This is a genomic window from Azomonas macrocytogenes, from assembly GCF_014191985.1.
Taxonomy (GTDB): Bacteria; Pseudomonadota; Gammaproteobacteria; order Pseudomonadales; family Pseudomonadaceae; genus Azomonas; species Azomonas macrocytogenes.
In genome coordinates, this window is record NZ_JACHXI010000008.1 from 25,519 (window position 1) to 49,267 (window position 23,749).

Genomic DNA, 23,749 nt, shown 5'->3' on the forward strand with positions numbered 1-23,749 from the left:
GCGGGACCCGATTTTCGGCATCCCGTATCCCAGAAATAGGGGCTCGCTTGTGGCTTTCAAGAGCTGAGATCGAGAACTTTCAACAAACAGCTAAAGGCGATACGCCTCTGCGTACCGACTGTTCTGCAAGCAAAGAGTCGATCCGGGCGCAATCATTTTCCCGTCGAATCATCTCGAACAATTCGAGCGCTTGCGGGTAATTTCGCGCCAACATGCCAAGCCATTGTTTGAGTCGCCCCGGCATGTAACGCGGATCGAGCTTCTGTCTGGTCTGGCACCAGAAATCGGCCAGCATGGGCTGCACGGATTGCCAGCCCATTTCATCCACCGGCTGCCCCCGGCTGGCTGCAGCGATCTGCCAAGCCAGATCGGGACGCGAGACCAACCCTCGCCCCAGCATGATGTTTTCCACCCCACTGACCACCCGACAACGTCGCCAATCGTCCAGGCTCCAGATATCGCCATTGGCATAGACCGGGATCGGCACTACATCCTGAATACGGGCAACCCATTCCCAGTGAGCCGGGGGTCGATAGCCTTCGATTCTGGTCCGTGCATGTACGACCAGAAACGCCGCCCCGCCCTCACTCAAGGCCTGCGCACACTCCACGGCCTGGTCTGGAGACTCATAGCCCAGGCGCATCTTTGCCGTCACCGGAATATGCCTGGGCACGGCACGACGCACTTCGCACACAATGGCATGCAGCAACGCCGGCTCCTTCAACAGCACCGCACCACCACGCGACTTGTTCACCGTCTTGGTCGGGCAACCGAAATTGAGATCGACGACCGGAGCGCCGAGCGAGGCAGCAAATGCGGCATTCTCAGCCAGGAGCACCGGGTCGGAACCCAGCAACTGCACATGTACCGGCACACCGGAACGAGTCATGGCCTCTCGCTCCAATTCCGGCACCAGCTTGTGGAAACTACTCTCGGGCAAGAGTCGATCAGTTATCCGGATAAACTCCGTCACGCACCAATCGATACCACCAGTACGGGTCAGCACATCGCGCAGCACCCCATCGACCAGGCCTTCCATGGGCGCCAAAGCAATTTTCATCGACAGCAGTCTCGACAGCGTGAAAGATCACCCAAAATACATGGGCAACCACGATTGAACAGCCTGGAATGGCAACGATTCGAGCAAATGGAAGCGGATCTGGCCGACAATCAAAGCCAGCGTTCCCCGACCAGCCAGATTGTCGTCATCGATACCAGAACTAACAGGATAGCCAGCCACAAGCTTATGACTTCATCGTCCTTACCCGATGGCATAAGGCCTCCTGAACAGGGTGTTCTTATCTCGTGTCCGCATGCTACGGCAGCAATACGCCATATCGGCCTCCTCACATTGGCTTATCCATCAGTTTCAAGATAGCCAAGTAATTGACCATACAGTGAAGACCGCTATTGATCTGGATCTATTCGCCTGAATATTCCCTGACTGTCTGGATGGTCAGAATTATCTGCAGCAATGCACGCTGGAAACGTCTTGATATCCCACCCGATGAACGGCTGCAAGCCAGCCTAAAAAACTGACTCAGCGCATGGTTTTTGGGTCTCCATTTGATGATTATCTATTCCCCAAGGAAATCAGAAAAAACAAATAATCAGGCAATACAATGGATAAAATTTTGTTTATTGCTCCATTTTTTATTGGTTTGACAACAAGTAACTGCCAGAAGGACGTTATTCCAGACATTGATGCGCTTTCAGCCAAAAATACCCCCTATATCAAACAGATAAATTCGCATCCTGCTCTTCTATACCTGCCGGAAAAAGACAAAACACAAAAAACGCTGGATCCAATGTCTCCAGTTTTTCTGTACTCGCCATCGAATGAGCAAAATGCGAGGCTCGACAGTACGGAGCGACGCAATAGAACGCTCCTGGTTTTTTGATCGATCGGTGGATACCTGGCTTTCACCCAACAAGCCAGCCACGACGCGTTCAAGCTTTTCACGAATCCGCGGCTCATCGACTCTGCGCAAGTTTCCTTTTGCAGTAGAGATCAGCCAGTAGAATTTCGGAGCCTCCATGAATCGGAGATTCCCTTGAAGAAAAGCAGATTCACAGAAAGCCAGATTATTACAGTGCTAAAAACAGGCGAAACTGGCATAGGTAGGATAATGCGGACATCAAGGCGACGGCAAAGCCGTGATTGCTAAAAGCCAAAGCGCCAAGTATATGTTTACTCAAATAAATAAGCCTATGGAAATCCCGGAGCAGTTTTATCTTAATTGTCCGGACACCCCGAAATTTCGGGATACAGGTAACGAATAGCATGGATCTTCCCCATGGAATCCTCATATGTCATTTGTGCTGGAATGACTCCGCAAAAATTCGGTTCAGGCGGGAAATATTCCATAGTCACTACCTTGGCAATATCCAAGCGCATTCCGTATTTATAGTTTTTGGCTTCGGGCACCTGTGAATACACGGTTGTATCCTCCAAGATTATGGGATCAGAAGTGCTACTTTCTCCCATGATCAAAGACGTAGGCAAAAGCATGGCCATTGCAAAAGACAATTTCATGGGCTTTATATTTACTGCGGTCATGAATGTTCTCCATTTGCTTAATGCTTGTAGACATGCTTTTCACTATTAACACTAGTATAGATTTTGGGTGCAGCTGCAGGAGACAACTCATGGTGGCGATGAGCGGCGTCAGACGACCTGCTTCACCCTTAGTAGGTCGACCTTGCTGGCCGGCGCTTGAGCGCTTGGATCGGTGACCTGCTGTTCGCGACTGCCGGCCACCCTGCGATGGTAGGAGAGGAGCTGGCGATTACCACCAGGTCACGCCGCTACGCGAGGAAGTCGCTGCGCTCGAGCTCGACAATTTCCAGAGAGTCGGGAAGCCTTCCTGAGCGAGGTCATCCGCTCTTTCAACGCTCGCATGAGCACCGGATTGCGGCCGACGATCTGTGGACGCGGGTCAGCCCCACCGCGCAGTGAACCGGACGGCCGTCGGGCGGAACTACCCGCCCCGGTTTTCCCCACGCACGCGGGGATATTTCCTGGCAAGTGAGTAGGCTGGCGCAGCGTAGATAAACACCTCAACCCCCGCGAGGAATTTGCCGTTTTCACCGGTGATAGATCGAAGCATCGAGATCGAACTCGATGCCATCGGTAACGCCCAGGTCTCACAGACCGACGATGATTTCGCTCAGCCCCGAGGCCTCTTTCGACAGGGAGACGTTACCGCCTTTGGACAGATTTACAGCCCCTTTTACTCCTTAGCTCGGTGCGGTGTGCGGTGGGTCAGAAGTTCAGGCCGTAGCCAGTGGCCAGGGCGCGTAGGCCGCCAGCATAGCCCTGGCCAATGGCGCGGAATTTCCACTCGCCGTTGTTGCGGTACAGCTCCGCGAAGATCATCGCAGTTTCGGTCGAAGCATCCTCGGCCAGGTCATAGCGAACGACTTCAGCGCCACTCACTTCGTTGACGATGCGGATGAACGAGCCACCAACTTGGCCGAAGTTCTGCTTGCGAACATCAGCGTCATGGATGGTTACGGTGAAGGCGATCTTGTCGACGTCTGCCGGAACGCGGCTCAGATCGACCTTGACGACTTCGTCGTCGCCGTCGCCAGCACCGGTACGGTTATCACCGGCGTGTTCGACAGAGCCATCCTGACTTTTCAGCTGGTTGTAGAAAATGAAGTCGGCTTCGCCGCGAACTTTGCCGTTGGCACCCAGCAGGAAGGCGCTGGCGTCCAGGTCAAACTCGGCGCCGTCAGTGGCGCGAGGGTCCCACCCCAGGCCAACCAGGATCTTGGTCAGGGTCGGGTCGGTTTTCGAGAGGGACAGGTTGCCGCCTTTTTGAAGAGTCAGTGCCATGGGTATAACTCCTTATGGTTGGTGCGGTTGCTCAGTTGTTTTCAGGTTGCGTTTCTTCCTTTTCCGGGAAGATCACGCTTGCGAGGATGCCGATCGCCAGGACAACCATAACGATTATCAGGCTGGTATTCGGGTCAATGCTGTAGCCGTGGTGGAACATGTGGTCGGTCGCGCTCAAGCCCAGCTTGATAGCGATGAAGAACAGCAGTGCGATTACCGCTTTCTCCAGATGGACCAAGTAGCGCTTCAGAGCTTCGAGGACGAAGTACATGGTCCGCAGGCCCAGGATCGCGAAGAGCATGGCCGAGTAGACGATCAGGGGCTCACGGCTCACCGCGATGACGGCCGGAACGGAGTCGAAGGCGAACAGGATGTCCGAGACTTCGACCACAACCAGGCACAGGAACAGAGGGGTGGCGAACAGGGTGCCCTTCGCGGCCAGGGTCATGCCCTGGTTCTCGGTCTTCTGGACTTCGACCTCGAGGACCTTGCGAGTCACGAAGAACTTGTTGCCGTGCAGCTTGGGCCATACCGAGAACAGCTTCTGAGCGAAACGGTAGGCGAGGTGCTTGGAGTAATCCTCTTCCTCGTCATCGTCACCGCTGTTTTTCAGCATCATGACTGCGGTCCAGGCCACGATCAGCGCGAAAACGATCTCAACCCAAGGGCCGAAGGCAAGCAGGCCGGTACCGATGGCCACGAAGATGCCACGGAACACGATGGCGCCTATGATGCCCCAATATAGAATGCGGTGACGCAGACCGTCCGGCACTTTGAACCAGGCAAAAATCGCCATGAACACGAACAGATTGTCCACACTCAGGACTTTCTCCAGGGCGTAACCGGTTACAAACAGGCTGGCGGCCTGCGGACCATGCTGGACGTACAGGAAGCCTGCAAATGCCAGTGAGATCGCGATCCAGAAGATCGACCAGATCGAGGCTTTGGTCAGCGAAACGGGCTTGTTGCCACGATGAGTGACCATGTCCAGCAGCAACGCGCCGAGCGCGATTGCTACGAATACCGCCATGGTCAGCGGTGGGAATCCAATGTGAGTAGCTTCCACGGAACAGCTCCTTAGAGTTCGAAATCAGCTGGATTTAGACCCAGCTCAAGACAGATTAGGCGGCAGGCCGCTTTTTCTTTGTCATCGAAGTTGCCATCCGACGCGCCAATTGCGCAAGCAACGCGTACCAACAGTCGGGCAGAACCGTCGTTTCCCTTGATCTTGCTGATGGTTTTCAGGGCTTCTGCCTGGCCGATCTGGAAGTCGAACTCGAACTTGCCACAGGCGTCGTTGAATACTTTGATGACATCGTTCAGGTTAAATACTTTCAGCTCTGGCGAGTTGTTGATGAAGCCAGTCATCTTCATTTTTTCTGCCGAGGAAACCTCACCATCAGCCGTAGAGATCATTGCACAAGCCGACGCAGTCGCTTCCATGAAATTCTTGTTCTTGAACTTCGCGACCTCGGCGGTCAGTGCATCGCGAGCTATTGCCGCATTCGTTTTAAGCCATTCCAGCATTCTGCTTCCCTCGTGAGGCGGGGCCGCAGAGCCCCGCTGATATTGCTTATTTCGAGCTGGCGGACCAGCGCATGACCCAGCCGCAGGCTTGATCCATGACGCGATGTCCTTGGTGGAAATCGACTCTGCGGGTGACTTTAACAGCCCGGTTATCGTTGAGATCGAAACTGACCTTGTTTTCGTAGGTTGAAGTCCAAGACCGGCAGCACCTTGGCTTCCTGTAGACCGGCTTCGAACATCTGCCGGGTCATCGACCGGCCTCGGCCAGGCGAATAGGCTGCTCGCTGCCAGTAACCTCAGCTTGCTTCACGCCCTGCCATTTCGCGCGTTCGAGGATGTTGGTGGCCCACTTGTAGTGAGTCGCCGATTCACACATCGCATTGTTGTGTTTGAAGACAGCCGGAGTCATATCGTTGACGATCAACTTGGCGCAGTTGAGGTCTTCGAGGCTGACGCGAAGCGCGTCCTGGATGATGTTGATCTGGCTCGGGTGGATCGCTGTCTTGCCAACCAACCCGTGGGCGATATCCAGCTCCAATTCTTGTTTGAGCAGGTGCGGCGTAGCGAGCTGCTCGAAAACGGGCGCGGTAAGGGCGAACCCCTGCGAGCCCATGACCCCGGCGAGCATTGGAATGACGTAGCTCATGGGGGTGCTGTAGAGCGTTGTGGCTGGGTTGCGACGTAGACCCAAGCACCCCATCAGATCGTTGCCGCCAATGCGCAGAGCGATGATCCGGTGGTTCAAATTGGCCTTCAGTGCCTGCCCCAGCTCAACCATCGCGCCGGGGTTGTAGACCTCATGGGTTTCCAAGGTCGGCATGAGAAGCAGGTCAGGGTTGGTCATCGCCTGCTCCCAGGCGTCAAGGTTGCGCATGCTCAGCTTGGGAACGACGAACCCATTCACGTGCGCGATCAAGGTCCATTCGTTCAGTACGGCCGCCATCTCCGAATCTCGCGGGCGAACGAACAACAGAGGACCATCCGCCGGGCGACCACCACGTTGATGGATCGCTGCCAGCAGGTTGTCGAGATTGCTCAGCGCAGTGGCGACATCAATGTCCGCCACTGCGTCTTCCAGGCAAACCACCAGCGAGCGCAATTCAGGCAGTTTGTTACGGAAAACGACGTCAAGCAGATCCTCGCGGGTGGCGGGCATGTAGAGCGTGGCCCCGAGGGCGTACGGTGAAAGAGTCTTCATCAGCTCACACTCCGGATGATCGTCACTGCCCGGTACGGCCCAAGATCGGAGCCGACTTCCTCTACGGCTACGCCCGCACGCTCGGTCAGGTGCATCAGCAGCTGGACGTCACTGTCGTTGCGATCCCGAACCAGCACGTGGTTGGGAACGCGACGCAGAACGGCCCGGGTAGCCTCGGCGATACCAGGCTTCACGCGATTCATGTTCGTGATGCCAAAGCGTGCGGCGAGAGAGTCCACCACACTCAAAGCTGCAGCCTGAAGCTCCAGGCGTTGGCTTTCAGTCCACGGTGATGCCGGGGCAACCGGGGCAAGCATCTGGCGCTCGGCTTCAATCTGCTCGATGAACTCACGGGTGACATCGTGTTCATGCAGGTGGTCGTAGACCAGGCACCCATGCAGGCCGCCACCGGCTGGCCAGATAGAACGCGAAACCAGACCCGAAACAGTTGCCCCCAGAATACCGGAGGGGATTACCCAATCCTCTGCAGAGGCGGACAGCCAGGCTCGACCGCAAGGATCGGCCAGCACCACCAGGCGCGGCTCTGCCGGGAAGCGCGAGTCACCGTGGAGGCTGCGCTTGATCTCACCGGAGATAGCCCCTTTGCCGGTCCAACCGTCGACGAAGACGAGGTTTTCCGCGCCGTGAACCTGGATGATCGATTCCAGCGCAACGGTATCGATCCCGCGGTCACGGATGATGCTGATCCCATAATGGCTGGTTTCTCGGCCCATTTCGATCAGCGCGCGGCGCAGCAGCACACCAAGCGGGAGCCCCGCGCGGACGAAGGACACCAGTACAATGGTGTGGCCGGCACAGGCGCTATTCAGCGCCATAGCCAGGGATTGAACGTCCGCGGCCATTCGGGTGCCGTTCTGCACCAGCGCCCGCTCGTAGAGCGCTTTGTGGACTTCAGTCGGAGCAGTCTCCAGGCTGATCATCTCGGAGTAGTGCTTCTGCTTTGTCTGGATCAGGCGCTCCTTCTCTTCGACATCCGTTACGTCCATCTGGACAGGCCGGAGGAGAAAGTGGACATCACCGGGTGTGTAACTCCCGCTTCCGACGGTATGCAGGTTGTTCAGGGTGTTATCCATTGATCGCACCCTCCACCATTTTCGCCAGTTGGCTGCTCGCCGGGGTTGCCCACATGTGGCACTCATCCATGAAGCCCAGGTCTGTGATGCTATCGCCGAACCCCAGCACTGGGCGTTCACCATTGACCGCGCGATCACGGCGCAGCCATTCCTGAACAGCCAGACGCTTGGCCAGGCCATTCGGTAGAAAGGCCAGATTATTGGTGTTGGCGTGGATGTGCATGCCATTCAACAACCCGCGAGCCTGGACTTCAGCCAGGACCGTGCCGAGCACGGAGTCATCAGCCTCGTTATGCTTGGTCACCACGTAATGGCGCAAGCCCTCCTCCTCGACAACCCAGCCGCGAAGGGAAATACCCAACTCTTGGCCGATTGCGAGCGTTGCTTCGCTGAGGCCGGGCAGGCGAGCCTGGAAGTCGGCAAGCACCGCGGTCATGCGAGTATTCCAGTGCTGATCCAACTGGCCCTCAGGATCGAGGATCACGCCGCCATGGGCGCAGACAGCTCCGTGGCTGAAAGGCAGCTTCACGCGGCTGTAGGCCTCGACACTGCGCGCAGTGACCGGGACGACATCGGCAGTCGCGAGCAGCCATTGCGCAAAGGACTTCTGTACAGGGCTCATATAGCCGTTCGGCTGACCATGTACGTCGAGGGTTGCGGTGTGGCGCTGCGTCGCTTCCCTCATTTTGCGGGCGGTCTGGAACAGGGTGTCATCGAGATCGACGAATACCAGAGGGCGATTACTGCTCATCGACGATGACCTCCGCATTCAGGGCTTCAACCAGTGCGGCAGGGACAGCCTGTGCGGGCGTTTCAGTGCAAATCAGCACACGGTCAAACTGACCGGGCTGGACATTGTAGAGGAAATTGGGGATGCCGAGGCCATAGTTGTCCGAGAACGACAGCGCATGTTCGATAGCATGGCCAATGGCGATCGGTGAGCGGCTGGTGGAGCTGAAATGCACATCAACGCCAGCACGTTCCAGGCGCTCTGCCAGGAGGAAGGGTCGCCACACGAACTCACTGGTTCCGATCACGATGACCCGCTCGCCAGGCTTGACCTGCAGATCCGGAGCCAGGGTGTCTACCACATTGCGGACGCCAAGGCGGCCCCAGTCCTTGCTTGGCGATAGCGGCCATTCGCCTACGGCGACCGCTCCGACATCCGGCATGTCCGGCAGCAGGGTATCGGCGTCCTCGATAAAGCGGTAAGAGCCCTGCAGCAGCGAAACCTGATCTGCAGACGTGCCAATGGTGTTGCGAACTGCACCGGCAGACCAATCCGTCAGAACGCAGGTGACTACGCGCTCGACTTTGGTCAGGCCAGCATCGACCAGAGCGCGGTACAGATTGACGAAGGTCTTTCCAGTGGAAGCCTCGTCGTCGACCAGCACCAGCGAGCGAGCGGGCAGCATCATTTCCCGAACATCGGGATCGATCGGCAGGTGAATCAGGTGCGCACTGGCATGGCTGTGCTCTTCTTCGAACCGGGTGAACAGTTCAGTGCCCAGCGGGTGGCGCGTGCTGAGCATGTAGACCGTGTCCGGGCGAGTAGCGCTGTAGGCGCGATGAACGCCGGCACCCAGGCCCACGGCAGTCTCGGCCATGCCGATCACAAGGACCGGGCCGGGCAAGTCGGCCGGAATCTTGGCAGCCAGGTTTTCGAAACTGGCCGCCATCGACGACGGACGCACCGGGATATGACGTCCCAGCACTTTGGAAACGAACAGAAATGCACGTTTGGGATTACGGCGCTCGGCGAATCCGAACAGGGAGTCCGGGGCCATGACTGCATCATCAACTTTGACTTCGAGCCGCCCGCGTACCAGTTGCGCGCTGAGCGTTGTCGTTACGGCAATACTTTCCATGGACCACATTCCTAGATTGGCGCGAGGTCGAGAACTTAACGCCTCTTCCCGGGGATTCAAGTCAAAGCGCCTCTATGGATTTCGAGCCTCGATTCACCATAGAGAAGACTGGCCTTCACGAGCCATTTCGGCAGTCGTGAAGATGATGCTGCAGTTGCTCTTTTCCTGAGTCCCACTCCATTCCATCCTGTCGCGGGACGTCTGGAGCAGAGCGGGATCGCCTTTAGGATGGCATTTTTCGTCTACCGGTAGTAAAGCAACCGCAGCGTACTCCCCGAAGGCCGAAGAGTTACCACATTCTAGAATCCATGCGCTCCGTGCACTCGATAGTGCGCTGTTTGCGCTAGGCGCCAGCCCCATCATCCCTCGCGCTCTCCTTGAGTAATACCTTCTTCAACTTTAGGAAGGCAAAAATGACATCAAATTTCTTACGTCAATTTAGTACAAGGGTGCTATTGGCACCGCAACGGTGATGGCTTTTATTCGGACGTCCGGCCGCCAAACGGTGTCGGGCTGTGTCAGCCCAAGCCGGCGGGTGGCGAAAATGCCGGGCAGGTTAGTGCCCGTCGCGCGCGTGTAGCCAATGCCACCAGAATAGCGCGGGTTGATCTCCAGCAGGTGCGGCTTCCCGGCTGCGTCATCGCGGGTCTGTACGTTGATCAGGCCATCGCACTGGAAGTGTTCAGCGGCCTTCAGTGCGAGCTCCACTGCTGCAGTGTCGCGCTCGAAGGTCTGGTGCAGGCCTTGTTTGCGGCGTCCAACGAATGCCACCGGGCGGCCAGCCTCACAAACCATGTCCACTGAGCATTCACTTCCTGGCAGGTACGGCATTACGAGCATTGCCGGGCGTTCTGCTCCTGCACGGTAGGCTTGGAGGTAGGTTTCGAAGTTCACCTCACGCGAATCCGGGTTGGCGAAACAACGGAATGGGTCAGCCGCGGCCTTGAATCGCCAGAAACCCTGCCCGTAGATGCCGACCGCCGGCTTGATGCAGACCTCTCCCTGTGTGGCGAGACTTTCGTAAGCATTCACCAGCTCATGAGCACTGGTAGCAGTGATCGCCGGCACACAGGCCAGGCCAGCGCGCTCAGCTTCAGCGGTGAATTTGCTTTTGTCGTCCACTATCTGGAAGGTGGTCATGGACATGCCGCCCGTTACCAGTTGCAGGCCCACCACCTCGAATCGGCTACGGGCAGTCTCAAAGACGCTTCCTGCGTGGCCGGCCAGGATGACCTTGATGCTGTTTTCCAAGGCAGTAGCGATCACCCAATCGATCCGCGTCTGGTTGTCATTCGGCTCGGTCAAGCTGACATCCGCGAGACCGGTAATTTCCGGGCGGTCTTGTCGGTGGGAGGCGAAGACTTTCACTTCGGCCGGCAGCGCTTCACGCGCGCCGATGATGATGTCGCGCTGGCTGGATTGCCCTTCGAGAAACCAGATCACCGTTGTTCACCTCGATGTAGGTGCATTCCGGCAGCCATCTTGGCTTTCTGCAGGTAATTGCTGCCGGATTCCGATTGTTGGGCCGGGACGATAACGCTGCCGGGAGTAGGTTCAAGGTAAAACATGGCGGGTGCTTGCGCCGACGTAGAGCAGCGCCTAACGCGTCGGTTCAATTGCTCTGCAGCCTTTGAGTGGCCTTGGTTCGAACGTAATTGTGAGGGCATTTTCGACGGAACAGTTACTGGTTACGACGTCATAGCCTGGCCAGAAGACGGCGAGAGCAATAGGATGCAGGGTAACAGCAGGGAGCGGAGGTTGGTTTGGCGACTGCCCATCTATCTGTTTCCCTGACTATCAATCTCCCCTTCCCCACGATTCTGCGATGAATCTTAATCTATCGGTACTACGGCGATATGCCATGCCAACCTGAGACGATCTCATCATGTCCATTACTGCATCATTCCGAATCGAAAAAGACTTGCTTGGAACGCTTGAAGTACCCGCCGATGCCTACTATGGCATCCAGACCCTGCGCGCAGTGAACAACTTCTACCTGTCCGGCGTGCCGCTCTCACACTACCCAAATCTGGTGGTTGCGCTGGCGATGGTCAAGCAGGCTGCAGCGGATGCCAATCATGAACTCAGCCAGCTGACCGCCGCCAAGCACAGTGCCATCAGCGAGGCCTGCGCACGACTGATTCATGGCGATTTCCATGACCAGTTCGTGGTGGACATGATTCAGGGCGGCGCCGGCACTTCGACAAACATGAATGCTAACGAGGTAATCGCCAACATCGCACTCGAAGCCATGGGCCACAACAAAGGTGAATACGACTACCTGCATCCGAACAACGATGTGAACATGGCACAATCCACCAACGACGCCTATCCCACTGCCATTCGACTCGGCCTGCTGCTCGGCCACGATGCCCTGCTTGCCAGCCTGGGCAGACTAATCGAGGCCCTGGCCGACAAGGGTAAGACCTTCGCCCATGTACTGAAGATGGGGCGTACCCAGTTGCAGGATGCAGTACCTATGACCCTTGGTCAGGAATTTTGCGCCTTCACCAACACGCTGATTGAAGACCACGACAAACTGAAACGCCTCGCGCCGGAACTGCTGTGCGAGGTAAACCTCGGTGGCACAGCCATTGGCACCGGCATCAACTCCGACCCGCGCTATCAGGCCATTGCCGTACGGCGCCTCGGGGAGATCAGCGGCCAACCTCTGACACTGGCGGCCGATCTGATCGAAGCCACCTCCGACATGGGCGCCTTCGTACTGTTCTCCGGCATGCTGAAGCGGCTGGCGGTGAAGCTGTCGAAGATCTGCAACGACTTGCGCCTGCTTTCCAGCGGCCCGCGCACAGGCATCAGCGAGATCAACCTGCCACCACGCCAGCCAGGCAGTTCGATTATGCCGGGCAAGGTCAACCCGGTGATTCCCGAGGCAGTCAACCAAGTCGCCTTCGAAGTGATCGGCAATGATCTCGCGCTGACACTGGCAGCTGAGGGTGGCCAACTGCAGCTCAACGTGATGGAGCCACTGATTGCCTATAAGCTCTTCGATTCCATACGCCTGCTGCAGCGCGCCATGGTCATGCTCCGAGAGCATTGCATCCTCGGTATTACGGCCAACGAAGCTCACTGCCGTGCCTTGATGGAGAACTCCATCGGCCTTATCACCGCGCTTAATCCGTACATCGGCTACGAGAACAGCACACGCATTGCCAAGCTCGCATTGGACAGTGGTCGCGGTGTGCTCGAACTGGTGCGAGAGGAAGGTCTGCTGGACGACATCACGTTGACAGACATTCTTCATCCGGAAAATATGATCGCCCCGCGCCGACTCCCGCCGGGGCATTGATCGATCTGGCCCAGCCTCGGTTTCACATACCGCAAGAAGCCGTTAACCGGGGAGTAATGTCCAGGTTCATCTTTGAAAGGCTTCCGCCCTTATGAAGTTTGTATCACCCCTCTCCGACTGCCACGTTATTGGCAGGTTGACGGAGATGCGGTGATAATCCCAGCCATGAAACAAACCACCCTGCAGCATGGCACACTTGCCACCAATGCCATTTCCTATGCCGGCTACCGCTTCCCACCCGCGGTGATCGGCTATGCGGTGCGGCTGCACCCTTGAGCCTGCACATGGTCGAGGAGCAGCAGGCCGCGCGTGGCAAAGTGATGCGCCGCTTCAAGTCAGTACGCCAATTGCAACGATGGTCCACGATCAGGCTGCCAACCTGTTCATACACTGCCGTTACCACACAAACGCATAACAGAAGCGAGAAGTACGCACCCAAGCTTTTGGGTATGGCTTGGGAAAGAATTTCAGAGTTTTATTTTTATAGTAGGTGCAAGTATTGTGGTGAATAACCAGGAGCAAAAGTCTCTCCATCGCATTATTAAAAATGCGATGACACTGTTATTAGAAAAGGGAATCTATGCAGTCTGCAGCTTTATTTATATCCCCTATACCGTACATGCTATAGGGCTCAGCTCTTTTGGATACATGCTGTTGGTGATAACTTATATCGGCATTATTGGAGATATTACCAACCTGGTTTCATGGAAAACTGTTCTGCACTATGGAACAGCACCGTTCCATAATGGGAACAGGCATCAGTTCTACCAAGTTTTACGTTTTGCAGCACAACTTGACCTGCTAAGTGCAATAGCAGGTTACGCCGTTGGCATCCTTGGCATTATGCTCTTTAGTAGCTATTTTGATTGGCCTGACGAAATCATACCCGTGGCTGAGATCTGTATGCTGGCTGTTGTTCTGGATCGTACAGGATGGTGTGTCGGCGCTACCAGGCTTCTTGACAAATTCAAGTACCTTACAGTCGGTAATGGTATTACTGCCGTTGTCAGAACATTGGGTTGTATGATCGGAGATTACTGTCACTTTGGCTTAGATTACTTCATGTACTTATGGCTGGCTTCTGCTGGAATGGTGTTTTTGGGTGACGTGACAGCAGCTGTGTATGCACTTCGGCAACACAGCATGAAGCGTCCATCCTGGAGAGAGATGTTTCACACACCGGAAATACTCAATGGTGCGTGGCACTTCACTCTCATGACCAGTATCAACCAAGTACTGCTTTCAGTTGCCAGGAAGCTCCCTACACTACTGATTGGTAGTCACATTGGGCCGAGTGAGGCCGCTATCTTCAAAGTCTCGACCCAGATTACTGACGGAATAGTAAGACCCGCAAGAGCACTTACGCCTTCACTCTACCCTGAATTCGTTCATCTTAGAGAGAAAGGAAGGCTGGATGAGATTCGCGCGGTTATCCGGAAAATACTTATTTACGCGACCATCTTTTCTTCACTGGTCATTTTTATCTCAGTCGAATTTGGGGGTTTCCTTCTCCATGCGCTCATCGGCACAGATGGTGACGGCAGCCACATTCTTTCGATTCTTGTCTGTGGTTCGTTAATGAGCATCCTCAGCATGCCTTTAGAACCCTTTATGGTCATTACCGGAAAATTGGGGAGTGTTCTCCGCTTCCGGCTGCTGTCAATTGTGATCAGCCTCCCCATATTAGTTAGCTTTGTATACCTATTTGGAGGCATAGGCGCTGCACTTACTTTTGTTATGACGTCTGCAGCGACGCTGCTATTTTTCGCTATTCAGACTCGGAAGGCTTTCATGATCACAAAAGCATTAGACCAAGGCATTAGGCACTGACAAAAGCTCGAATGCGACTAGCAATCTCATCGGGCAGCTTGAATGACTGACTGTCATAGTCCAGCTCACCCTGAACCCGTTTCAGAACTAAATCATCATGCATTTCTCCCATAAGGCCATTTATGGTTGCTAGATAGAGAGAAAAGGCATCGAGCTTGGGCGAGGGGTAGAGAACACGATATGTGTCATTCAGTGCAATGCGGCGGCTTATAATCTTGCGCAATTCGTGAAACTTTCGACCTGTAAGAGATATGCAACCTTGCGTAGCCTCAGCAAGACATTGGTTCTCTGCCACAACATAGCGCTTGAAACTCTCGATGCTAGAGTAATGAACATCTGCAATATTTTTACGTAAAAACCCAAAGAAACCTGCCCGAAGCCGGAACAAAAGCTTGATACCCAACCAAGCCGTTTTCACCCTCTGACCGTTTCTAAAGGCATCCTGGAAATCGCCCATAAGCCGGGTAACAGAATGAAGAATCTCTGGGTAAGTGTGTTGCTCGCTACAGTTGGTGCAAGCAAACCGCATATGTTTGAAGCGCGCACGTATAAGTTTGAAGCTAACAGCTTGTTCAGGAGTAGCAGAACAGCGAATAGCGATACTTACGACAAGACGGCGAGCAGAGCCCATATTCACACCAGAGGCCAAAAGCTGCCAAGCAAGACGGTAACAATCGGCCAGTTCTGCAGTAGTGAAATCCACTTCAGGTTTTATCGGGCAACGTGCTTCCCAATTAATTTTGTCGTCGTCCAAGATGTTTTGCATTAAAGCCGCAAGCTGAGCTTCTGTAGCCTGCGGAAACTCGATAGAAAAAGAGCACGACATTAGGAAATATTGCTCACTTAAAACGGGAAATAATAGGCGGATTCAACCGATCATCGCAATGATGCGTCAAAAGAGGTTGCGATGAAGACATGCAAACGATACTTAGATCGATTTGGATGGGGCGATCGTGCGATAGCGGAAGCTCTTCCTTGAGTGGTGACAGCTCGAGCAATTGCTCAAGCGGCTGCGACTGATCTACCAAAGCGCAGCAGGCACCATTTATTCACCTGGCCAAACCACTCCCGGCCAAGCCAGGTGGGAGAGTATTGCCCATGGAACCCAAAATAGCGCACCCGATCAATCGGAAGCAGAGGCTGGCTATTGCTCCACGATTTATCAGTGTCAACATCGGTTGAAAACTGACCCACTCTGGGTCAGTTTTGCATCGGTACTGACACCTTGGAAAGCATCAGGATGGCGAAAATGAGGAAGTGGAGCCCCGCGAGTGCCGAAGACGGTCGTTCATAGTCGCAAGCCAAACAACGAAATTGGTTATTCAACTTTATACAATTGATCCATATCATGGCTTTATCATATTACTTGTTGAGGCCACTCGATGAGACCGGTCTTTTTGCAATACCTGATAGTCGCTGTAACCAGTGTCGCAAGTTTGGTCTCTACCGCCTCACCCTCGACTTCATCACCAACAGTCATCATCTCCGATATCCAACAGGCGGATCCTGCCGTTTTTTGCATCGACTGTGGCGAACCCTTCGATGCTCATACACGCCGGAAAATACTCAAGCGCCTGGCCAACAATCCGTACATTGCCCAATTGCGCAAAGGCCTTTATTTTCCAGATAGTGCTCAGCCGTTCGTTTCCAAAGTACATTTCGATAATTGCGACTTTGACGCAGGGCTGGATCATCTTGCCTCGCTCATGGATGAAGTCGCATCGTATGCCAGAGCGGCGGAAGCCACGACGGACAACGCTGAACGAGATGATGCAGTAAGTCATGCCTTTTTTGCCTTAGGGCAGGCGTTACATAGCATTCAGGATTTCTACGCCCATAGTAATTACGTGGAGTTGCAGATGGCGAAAGTGCAGCGCATGATCGACATCGACATCATTGCGCTATGGCGCAAGGACGCTCGCCAGCAAATAGAATTGCTACAAAAAGAGCGACTGGTGTCAGGGGTCGTATTCTGGGGAGTTCCGCAAAAATGTTTACCCGGAACGCCTTCCTATACTGAACTGGCCAAGAGCACGGCTACGACCGCAAGCGGTAGCCAGCTCGTCGCACACCTGCAAAATATAAATAGGTACGCTATTGCCAGGTTTCTTGCAGTGGAGTCCTCGCTAAGCCTGCTGACCGATGCGTTCAGGCAGTGGCCCATCCTGGCGCACACCAATGGGCGAGTCGTTGCATTTGAGGTGCTGCTCGACCATCAGCGCCTATAAACGCAGCTCCAGAGTATATCCGTTGAACTCGGAATCGGAATTGAAGTGACATCTACCAAACACTGCCTGAATGCTGCCTATCTTGACCAATGCCCTGAAATCGCGCCGGAAGAGATGTGCAATGCCCCCCTTGTAGCTGGACAAAACCAAGTTTAAATAATGACCTGCTCACGGGTGGCACGACATTGTTCAAATTCTTCTGATGGCAGGTATCCCAAAGAGGAATGCAGCCGTGTTCGGTTGTATTTCTCTTCGATGAATGAAGATAGTCGTCATTTTCCTACGCCACTCTCGAATGTAATGTGTGGCTCCAGCACTTCTAGGCGAGGACGACGTTTTCACACAGCCTGGGTCGGAAGCAGCCTCTCGATTACTTCGCTCTCTTGAAGGTGCACACCCCCTGTATACTACTACCTACGCAATATCTTTTTGGGCCTTGTTTACTATGCTTCAGTTGCCAATGCCTGAAAATTCATTCAATTTTTCATCGAATTATCCAGGTCCAGAAACGCCACGAAACTGCGGCATTAAACCTGCAAGAATCAACACTACGCTTACCCGATTGCCGCTACCAAAAAGGATCAATTGCGATGAATAAGCTTGAGAACTTTCGTGCCAGCTTGAACAACCGTAACCACACATTCAGTGATACCCTTGTTTTTATTGCCAATAATTATGATTATCAACCAAGTAGCTTCCGCAACGGCTCGGTTGAAAATGCTCAAGGCGAAAACGAGGGTTCTTCTAAAACATTAGGGCTTGCATTACTCGAAGGGTTTTCTACCGAAGAAGCATTGCTGGCATTTGGTGAACACTATCAAGCCGTCTTGGATAATCCCCAGGGAAACGACCATCAAAATATTCGTGCATTATTGGAAACTGGCTTACCGGGTGTACGCTTCGAACGACAACCACTGAGACGTAAGGTTTGAGAACCAACAACAGACCGGTGGGTGAAGGCTTCTCCTTCAACCCACCATGCCACAGCATCATGCCTGATGCTGGTTTTCTCGTACCCAGAAAAGCGTAGCGCCAGCTACTGCAGCAGGAATAAGCAGCAGATTCAAGCCAGGGATGAGAAGCGCTGCGTAAGTCGTGGCACCAAAGCTCAAGCTTTTCCAGCGCCTCTGGCGTAACCAACTGAGCATATCGCTCCAACCAAGCTTGTTGTTATCCGCTGGATAATCAATGTACTGCACGGCCATCATCCACACGCTAAGCAATAGCCATAGCGGCGCAGCAATAAAATTCACTCCCGGGATGAAAGACAGCACCAACAACCCCAGAGCTCTAGGTACGAAATAACGCAATTTACGCATTTCTCGCCCAAGGGTACGCGGTAATAACGCTAGTAGCTCGGACCAGTGAAATGCTGGTGCTGCATTCTTGCCACAAATGACTTCTTCTACTTTTTCCGATAGAAAGCCATTGAAAGGCGCTGCGATTAGATTAGCTAGAAGTGTAAAAGTAAAAAAAATAATCATTACCACTAATGCAACGAAGAGTAGCCAGACTAAATATTCCAGAAATTCCAAAAAGTGTGGCAGGTTCGGCATCAACGCATCGACCCACACGTCAAATTGATTGACCGCTACATAGATCAAACCGGAAAATAGCAGCACGTTCACGGTCAGAGGCAACAGTACAAACAATCTCAGTCCCGGGCTTAAAATCAGCCGCAGGCCTTCGCCAAGGTAGCTTGGACCAGTGAGTACAGGTAAGGACATCAAAACTCCTAGAAGAAAAAGCAAATAAGTTTTTCTATCTTGCCTTTCGGTACAAGCTCGATGGTAGAGCTTTACACAATAAAACTGATAGCAGAATACTATTGATCATATTAAAAAGTTAAATTGTAGCTTATAGCCTTCATTACCATACAATGATTATTGTAGTTTTATACGAGTCATCCTCCCTTCTGCTGCCTTCCCCGAGGCATTCGGATGACTCTTTTTTATTAGATAAAACGTCTGCGTGATTTGCCAATGGTACTAATGCAATATACGCAGGCGCTTTTAAGACACTTCATCGAAAACGATATAAATATCAAAAAAGGTATCGACCGTGCCTGATATATGCCCTGTAGAAATAAAAATCAGCTCGAGCCAGCCAAGGCTGCCTCGATAGCCTCACTTAAATCAGGGTCCTCAGGAGTTGTACGCGGAGAAAATCGCGCCAACACGCGCCCATCCTTACCGATCAAGAATTTCTCGAAATTCCAGGTGATGTCACCAGGGAAAGCGGCTCCGTCTCCAGCCAGCAATTGGTATAAAGCGTGCCTCTGTGCACCATTGACATCCAGCTTTCCAGCTATGGGAAAGCTGACGCCATAATTCAGGGCACAGAACGAGCGGATCTCTTCATCGCTTCCAGGCTCCTGTCCAGCGAACTGGTTGCAGGGAATTCCCAATACACTGAACCCTTGCTTGCGATAATTTTGTTGCAGTCTTTCCAGACCGGCGTACTGGGGAGTCAAGCCACATTTCGAAGCGACATTGACGACCAGAACGACTTGTTCTTTGAAACTCTCCAGAGATATCTCACCACCGCCTAGAGACGGCAGCTTCAAGCTGTGAAACGTACTCATGTCTATCTCCTTCGGCTCGCGGTCAACCTGGCAAGGCCAAGGTGTTCCGCAAGCATCATTGGGGATTTCCGGCACGAATCAGTGGTGATGACCACCTTCGCCATGGACATGACCGTGGGCGATCTCTTCAGCGCTGGCATCGCGCACCAGAACGACCGTTACATCGAAATTCAGTCGCTGACCGGCCAGCGGATGGTTGCCATCGACAATCACTTCATCACCGTTCAAATCCCGGATGGTGACTATTTGCATACCGCCATCCGGTGCCGATGCATGAAACTGCATACCCACCGCCAATTCATCTACTCCCTCGAACATTGCTCGGTTGAGTGTCGCGACCAGTTCAGGGCTATATTCACCATAAGCATCTTTAGGCTCAATGGCGACTTGTACGCGATCACCGCTTTGCTTGCCTTCGAGTGCGCGCTCCAAACCTACGATAATATTGCCCGAACCATGTAGATAGACCAGCGGCGCTGCACCAGCCGAGCTGTCAATCACTTCACCGGCATCGTTGGTAAGGGTGTAATCGATTGACACTGCTTTGTTAGTAATGATCTGCATAAAACTGAACCTTTCAAAATGTAGACAAGAAGTGAAAAGTGTAACTGTGTACCGGCTTTTACGCGAACCATGCACGAAATTTAGCGTTAACAGCCCCCCGCTAGAAGCTTAAAAGAGAGACACTGGATCGAAAGAACTACAACCTTCGGAGAGATCTCAGACTCGATCAGCTGTGTAAGAATCAGACAATGTAGTGACAATTAATTTTTACTACAAAGCCTCTCGGATAGAGCGGCGAGCAAAAAACCTAATAAACCCAATCAGCTATCAAAGGAGCACCCGATGTCAGCTCGCAACATTCTGGTGATCAACTGTGGCAGCTCGTCGATCAAGTTCGCGCTGGTCAATGAAGCTCGGACGAGCTTTTCTCTTCAGGGGCTTGCCGAAAGGCTCGGTAGTCCGGAAGCCATCCTTCACTGGCAACTTGGCGAAGATAAGCAGACCCGCAAGATGCCTGATGCAAACCATCAGGCTGCTCTCGCCTTCATACTGCCGCTGGCTCAGGAAGTGGCAGGCGGGACATTGGACGGAATCGGACACCGGGTTGTCCATGGCGGAGAAAATTTCACGAGCGCCAGCCTGGTGGATGAACGGGTATTGGAAGGTATCCGGAGCAGTGCTCAGTTGGCACCGTTGCACAATCCGGCCAACTTGATCGGTATTGAGGCGGCAATGAAACTGTTTCCCGGTTTACCGCAGGTGACAGTCTTCGATACGGCATTTCATCAAAGCATGCCGGAATATGCCTACCGCTATGCAGTTCCTGAGTATCTTTACAAGGAACATGGCGTGCGCCGCTACGGCTTCCATGGCACCAGCCATCGTTATGTCAGCCAGCGTGCCGCCGAAATGACTGAATTACCAGTCAAGGATAGTTGCTGGCTAAGCGCTCATTTGGGTAACGGTTCTTCCACTTGCGCCATCGTCAACGGCGAAAGCCGGGATACCAGCATGGGGCTGACCCCTCTCGAAGGGCTGGTCATGGGCACTCGTAGCGGTGATGTCGATCCAAACCTGCATAGCCACCTGGCTCGAACGCTGGGTTGGAACCTGGAGCAGATCGACAACATGCTCAATCGTGAAAGCGGACTCAAAGGGCTTTCCGGGTTGTCCAATGACATGCGTACGCTATCCGAAGCGCGTGCCGCCGGGCATGCCGGCGCCACACTGGCCTTCGATGTATTTTGCTACCGCCTGGCCAAGTCGCTGGCTGGCATGGCCTGCGCGTTACCACGCCTTGATGGTCTGATTTTTACCGGAGGTATCGGCGAAAACTCGGCAGCGGCGCGTAGTCGTACCCTGCAATTTCTCGGCCTTCTTCATTTGCGTATCGATGAAGAAGCCAATGCCCGCTGTGTTTTTGGCGTAGCTGGAGAGATCCAAAGCAAAGATAGCCCGCGCATACTGGTCATACCAACCAATGAGGAGCGCCAGATCGCCTTGGATACGCTGGCGTTGCTGGATACTTGAACTTAACCATCCATCCGGTATTCGTTTCGCGAAAACCTGACCCTCATCATGGCGCCGGGTTTTCGCGCATTGTCTTTCATGTGGCGATCTATGCTTCGCGTAATCTAGATATGTCGCCCTCCAGAAGGAGAAACCATGCATACGCTTTTCCTCGCCCCAACCGGTTTCGGGGTCGGTCTCAACTCTATCAGTCTCGGCCTACTTCGCGCCTTGGAAAATGCAGGCCTGAAAGTCGGTTTTTTCAAACCGATTGCGCAGCCCTTCCCTATCGACCAAGGGCAAGAACGTTCCTGCGTTATCGTCGAACGAACCCTTGACCAACGCTCGCCAGAACCAATATCGCTGGATCAGGTGGAACGGCAACTAGCCGATGGCGAACTGGATCTGACCCTGGAAGAAGTCGTCAGCCGCTATCAGCAGGCGACCGAAGGTAAGGACGTCGTCATTGTCGAAGGCATGGTCCCAACCCGCGACTCCGATTACTTTGCACGCATCAATTCACAACTGGCCAAAAGCCTCGATGCCGAAATAATTCTGATTGCAGCGCAAGGCAGCGATAGCCTTAAACAAATGGCCGAACGGATTGAAATCCAGGCCCAATTGTTCGGTGGGGCCAAGGATCCGAAAGTTTTAGGTGTCATCCTCAACAAGATCAAAAGCGAGGACGGCATTCCAGGCTTCGTGAAACGTCTTAAAGAATACCTGCCACTACTCGATACCAATGACTTCCAACTGCTCGGCGGCATCCCGTTCGAAGAGGAACTCAACACCCTACGGACCCACGATGTGGCGGAGATGCTGGGTGCCAAAATACTTAATCCAGGTGATGCACAGCAGCGTCGGGTAAAGCAGATCATTCTTTGTGCCCGCGCCATGCCCAACACCATCCCGCTGCTACAATCGGACGTACTGGTAGTGACCCCTGGCGATCGCGACGACATCATTCTCGCTGCCAGCCTGGCTTCTCTGAATGGAATACGATTGGCGGGCCTGTTGCTGTGCAGTGATTTTGCGCCGAATCCACATGTCATGACTCTATGCAAAGCAGCCTTGGACGGAGGGCTGCCAGTCATGAGCGTCACAACCGGCTCATACGACACGGCCACCAACCTGTTTGCCCTGAATCGGGAAACACCCGCAGACGATATCGATCGCGCTCGACGCGTCACCGATTTCATCGCTCGCTACCTGCACCCGGAATACCTGCATACACGCTGCAGCCTGCCACGCGAGCTGCGCCTGTCACCACCAGCGTTTCGCTATCGGCTGGTCAAACGTGCCCAGGAAGCGAACAAACGCATCGTTTTGCCGGAAGGTAGCGAACCACGGACTATCCGCGCGGCCGCTATCTGCCAGCAACGGCGTATCGCTCGTTGCGTGCTGCTGGCCAAGCCGGAAGAAGTGCGTGCCATTGCCCAGGAACAAGGCATCCAGTTGCCGACCGATCTGGAAATAGTCGATCCGAATTCAATTATCGACCACTATGTCGAGCCAATGGTCGAAATGCGCAAGGCCAAAGGACTCACGCCTGAGCAGGCACGAGAACAGCTGCAGGATACAGTAGTGCTCGGCACCATGATGTTGGCTCTCGACGAAGTGGACGGGCTGGTATCCGGAGCGATTCATACGACGGCCAATACCATCCGCCCGGCTCTGCAACTGATCAAGACCGCGCCGGGCTATAACCTGGTGTCTTCGGTGTTTTTCATGCTGCTGCCGGATCAGGTACTGGTCTATGGCGACTGCGCGGTGAATCCGAACCCCAACGCCCAGGAACTTGCTGAAATCGCCTTGCAAAGCGCCGAATCGGCCTTGGCACTCGGGGTCGCACCGCGCGTGGCAATGATCAGTTATTCCACGGGTGACTCAGGCAGTGGCGCGGAAGTGGACAAAGTACGCGAAGCGACCCGTATTGCCCAGGATCGGCGCCCGGATCTGCCAATCGACGGACCCCTGCAGTACGACGCTGCTTCCGTGGCCAGCGTCGGCAAGCAGAAAGCACCGAACAGTCAAGTCGCAGGCCAGGCTACGGTCTTCGTTTTCCCTGACCTCAATACCGGCAACACCACCTACAAGGCTGTTCAGCGCAGCGCCTCGGTAATCAGCGTCGGCCCAATGCTGCAAGGTCTGGCCAAACCAGTGAATGACCTGTCGCGTGGTGCATTGGTGGACGATATCGTGTTTACCATTGCCCTGACGGCACTACAGGCAGCCAGTCACACGCGCTGAAATCAG

Annotated in this window: 21 protein-coding genes and 1 pseudogene; 7 read left to right on the forward strand and 15 right to left on the reverse strand. The window is 54.0% G+C overall.

Annotated elements, in window-relative coordinates:
* Positions 1–79 precede the first annotated feature (79 nt).
* On the reverse strand, positions 80–1,060 hold the full coding sequence (locus FHR87_RS09510) for a tRNA dihydrouridine synthase (protein ID WP_183166491.1): 981 nt from the start codon (positions 1,058–1,060) through the stop codon (positions 80–82).
* 562 nt (positions 1,061–1,622) lie between these two features.
* Here FHR87_RS09510 and FHR87_RS09515 point away from each other — a divergent pair.
* On the forward strand, positions 1,623–1,901 hold the full coding sequence (locus FHR87_RS09515) for a hypothetical protein (RefSeq protein ID WP_183166492.1): 279 nt from the start codon (positions 1,623–1,625) through the stop codon (positions 1,899–1,901).
* Positions 1,902–2,236: 335 nt separating this feature from the next.
* Here FHR87_RS09515 and FHR87_RS09520 read toward each other — a convergent pair whose 3' ends face one another.
* The 10 genes and pseudogenes from FHR87_RS09520 to FHR87_RS09565 all read right to left on the reverse strand — a co-directional run bounded on the left by FHR87_RS09520 (position 2,237) and on the right by FHR87_RS09565 (position 10,971).
* Complete coding sequence (locus FHR87_RS09520; RefSeq protein WP_246335961.1) at positions 2,237–2,560, reverse strand: DUF2790 domain-containing protein; 324 nt, start codon at positions 2,558–2,560, stop codon at positions 2,237–2,239.
* A gap of 511 nt (positions 2,561–3,071) precedes the next feature.
* A pseudogene (locus FHR87_RS19465) lies at positions 3,072–3,219 on the reverse strand (TerD family protein); the annotation flags it as partial.
* A 46-nt stretch (positions 3,220–3,265) separates the two neighbouring features.
* On the reverse strand, positions 3,266–3,841 hold the full coding sequence (locus FHR87_RS09530) for a TerD family protein (RefSeq protein WP_183166493.1): 576 nt from the start codon (positions 3,839–3,841) through the stop codon (positions 3,266–3,268).
* Positions 3,842–3,872: 31 nt separating this feature from the next.
* The gene (locus FHR87_RS09535; RefSeq protein WP_183166494.1) at positions 3,873–4,907 is read right to left on the reverse strand and encodes a TerC/Alx family metal homeostasis membrane protein; all 1,035 of its coding nucleotides are present in this window, start codon (positions 4,905–4,907) and stop codon (positions 3,873–3,875) included.
* Positions 4,908–4,918: 11 nt separating this feature from the next.
* A complete protein-coding gene (locus FHR87_RS09540; protein WP_183166495.1) occupies positions 4,919–5,368 on the reverse strand; it encodes a tellurite resistance TerB family protein in 450 nt (149 codons plus the stop codon).
* A gap of 247 nt (positions 5,369–5,615) precedes the next feature.
* The gene (locus tag FHR87_RS09545) at positions 5,616–6,566 is read right to left on the reverse strand and encodes an HpcH/HpaI aldolase/citrate lyase family protein (protein ID WP_183166496.1); all 951 of its coding nucleotides are present in this window, start codon (positions 6,564–6,566) and stop codon (positions 5,616–5,618) included.
* On the reverse strand, positions 6,566–7,660 hold the full coding sequence (locus tag FHR87_RS09550; RefSeq protein WP_183166497.1) for a cysteine protease StiP family protein: 1,095 nt from the start codon (positions 7,658–7,660) through the stop codon (positions 6,566–6,568). The genes FHR87_RS09545 and FHR87_RS09550 overlap by 1 nt, the downstream gene beginning before the upstream one ends.
* Positions 7,653–8,411: an HAD family hydrolase gene (locus tag FHR87_RS09555; protein ID WP_183166498.1), complete on the reverse strand. Its 759-nt coding sequence runs from the start codon at positions 8,409–8,411 to the stop codon at positions 7,653–7,655. Before FHR87_RS09555 ends, FHR87_RS09550 begins: the two co-directional genes overlap by 8 nt.
* Positions 8,401–9,528, reverse strand: a complete 1,128-nt coding sequence (locus FHR87_RS09560) for a phosphoribosyltransferase domain-containing protein (RefSeq protein ID WP_183166499.1) — start codon at positions 9,526–9,528, stop codon at positions 8,401–8,403. Before FHR87_RS09560 ends, FHR87_RS09555 begins: the two co-directional genes overlap by 11 nt.
* Positions 9,529–9,966: 438 nt before the next feature.
* Positions 9,967–10,971, reverse strand: coding sequence for an ATP-grasp domain-containing protein (locus FHR87_RS09565; protein WP_183166500.1), 1,005 nt, complete (start codon positions 10,969–10,971; stop codon positions 9,967–9,969).
* Between the two features lie 442 nt (positions 10,972–11,413).
* Here FHR87_RS09565 and FHR87_RS09570 point away from each other — a divergent pair, with 442 nt between their 5' ends.
* Positions 11,414–12,838 (forward strand): aspartate ammonia-lyase, encoded by a 1,425-nt coding sequence (locus FHR87_RS09570; RefSeq protein WP_183166501.1) that lies wholly within the window; start codon positions 11,414–11,416, stop codon positions 12,836–12,838.
* A gap of 504 nt (positions 12,839–13,342) precedes the next feature.
* Positions 13,343–14,668 carry a lipopolysaccharide biosynthesis protein gene (locus tag FHR87_RS09575; RefSeq protein ID WP_183166502.1) on the forward strand — a complete coding sequence of 442 codons (1,326 nt, stop codon included), beginning with the start codon at positions 13,343–13,345 and terminating at the stop codon, positions 14,666–14,668.
* Here the strand turns inward: FHR87_RS09575 and FHR87_RS09580 are convergent.
* Positions 14,658–15,494 carry a hypothetical protein gene (locus FHR87_RS09580; protein WP_183166503.1) on the reverse strand — a complete coding sequence of 279 codons (837 nt, stop codon included), beginning with the start codon at positions 15,492–15,494 and terminating at the stop codon, positions 14,658–14,660. The genes FHR87_RS09575 and FHR87_RS09580 overlap by 11 nt on opposite strands.
* A 556-nt stretch (positions 15,495–16,050) precedes the next feature.
* Here FHR87_RS09580 and FHR87_RS09585 point away from each other — a divergent pair.
* The gene (locus FHR87_RS09585; protein ID WP_183166504.1) at positions 16,051–16,896 is read left to right on the forward strand and encodes an HET-C-related protein; all 846 of its coding nucleotides are present in this window, start codon (positions 16,051–16,053) and stop codon (positions 16,894–16,896) included.
* Between the two features lie 590 nt (positions 16,897–17,486).
* Positions 17,487–17,828, forward strand: a complete 342-nt coding sequence (locus tag FHR87_RS09590; protein ID WP_183166505.1) for a HopJ type III effector protein — start codon at positions 17,487–17,489, stop codon at positions 17,826–17,828.
* A 57-nt stretch (positions 17,829–17,885) separates the two neighbouring features.
* On the opposite strand, the gene cysZ is transcribed toward FHR87_RS09590, so the two are convergent.
* From cysZ to FHR87_RS09605, 3 genes are all read right to left on the reverse strand, one after another.
* Complete coding sequence (gene cysZ, locus FHR87_RS09595) at positions 17,886–18,623, reverse strand: sulfate transporter CysZ (RefSeq protein WP_183166506.1); 738 nt, start codon at positions 18,621–18,623, stop codon at positions 17,886–17,888.
* A 365-nt stretch (positions 18,624–18,988) separates the two neighbouring features.
* Entirely contained in the window at positions 18,989–19,480 is a 492-nt protein-coding gene (locus FHR87_RS09600; protein ID WP_183166507.1) for a glutathione peroxidase, read from the reverse strand.
* A gap of 78 nt (positions 19,481–19,558) precedes the next feature.
* The gene (locus tag FHR87_RS09605) at positions 19,559–20,044 is read right to left on the reverse strand and encodes an FKBP-type peptidyl-prolyl cis-trans isomerase (protein ID WP_183166508.1); all 486 of its coding nucleotides are present in this window, start codon (positions 20,042–20,044) and stop codon (positions 19,559–19,561) included.
* Between the two features lie 282 nt (positions 20,045–20,326).
* On the opposite strand from FHR87_RS09605, the gene FHR87_RS09610 reads away from it, so the two are divergent.
* Positions 20,327–21,514, forward strand: coding sequence for an acetate kinase (locus FHR87_RS09610; RefSeq protein ID WP_183166509.1), 1,188 nt, complete (start codon positions 20,327–20,329; stop codon positions 21,512–21,514).
* A gap of 135 nt (positions 21,515–21,649) precedes the next feature.
* Entirely contained in the window at positions 21,650–23,743 is a 2,094-nt protein-coding gene (pta, locus tag FHR87_RS09615) for a phosphate acetyltransferase (RefSeq protein ID WP_183166510.1), read from the forward strand.
* Positions 23,744–23,749: the final 6 nt, after the last annotated feature.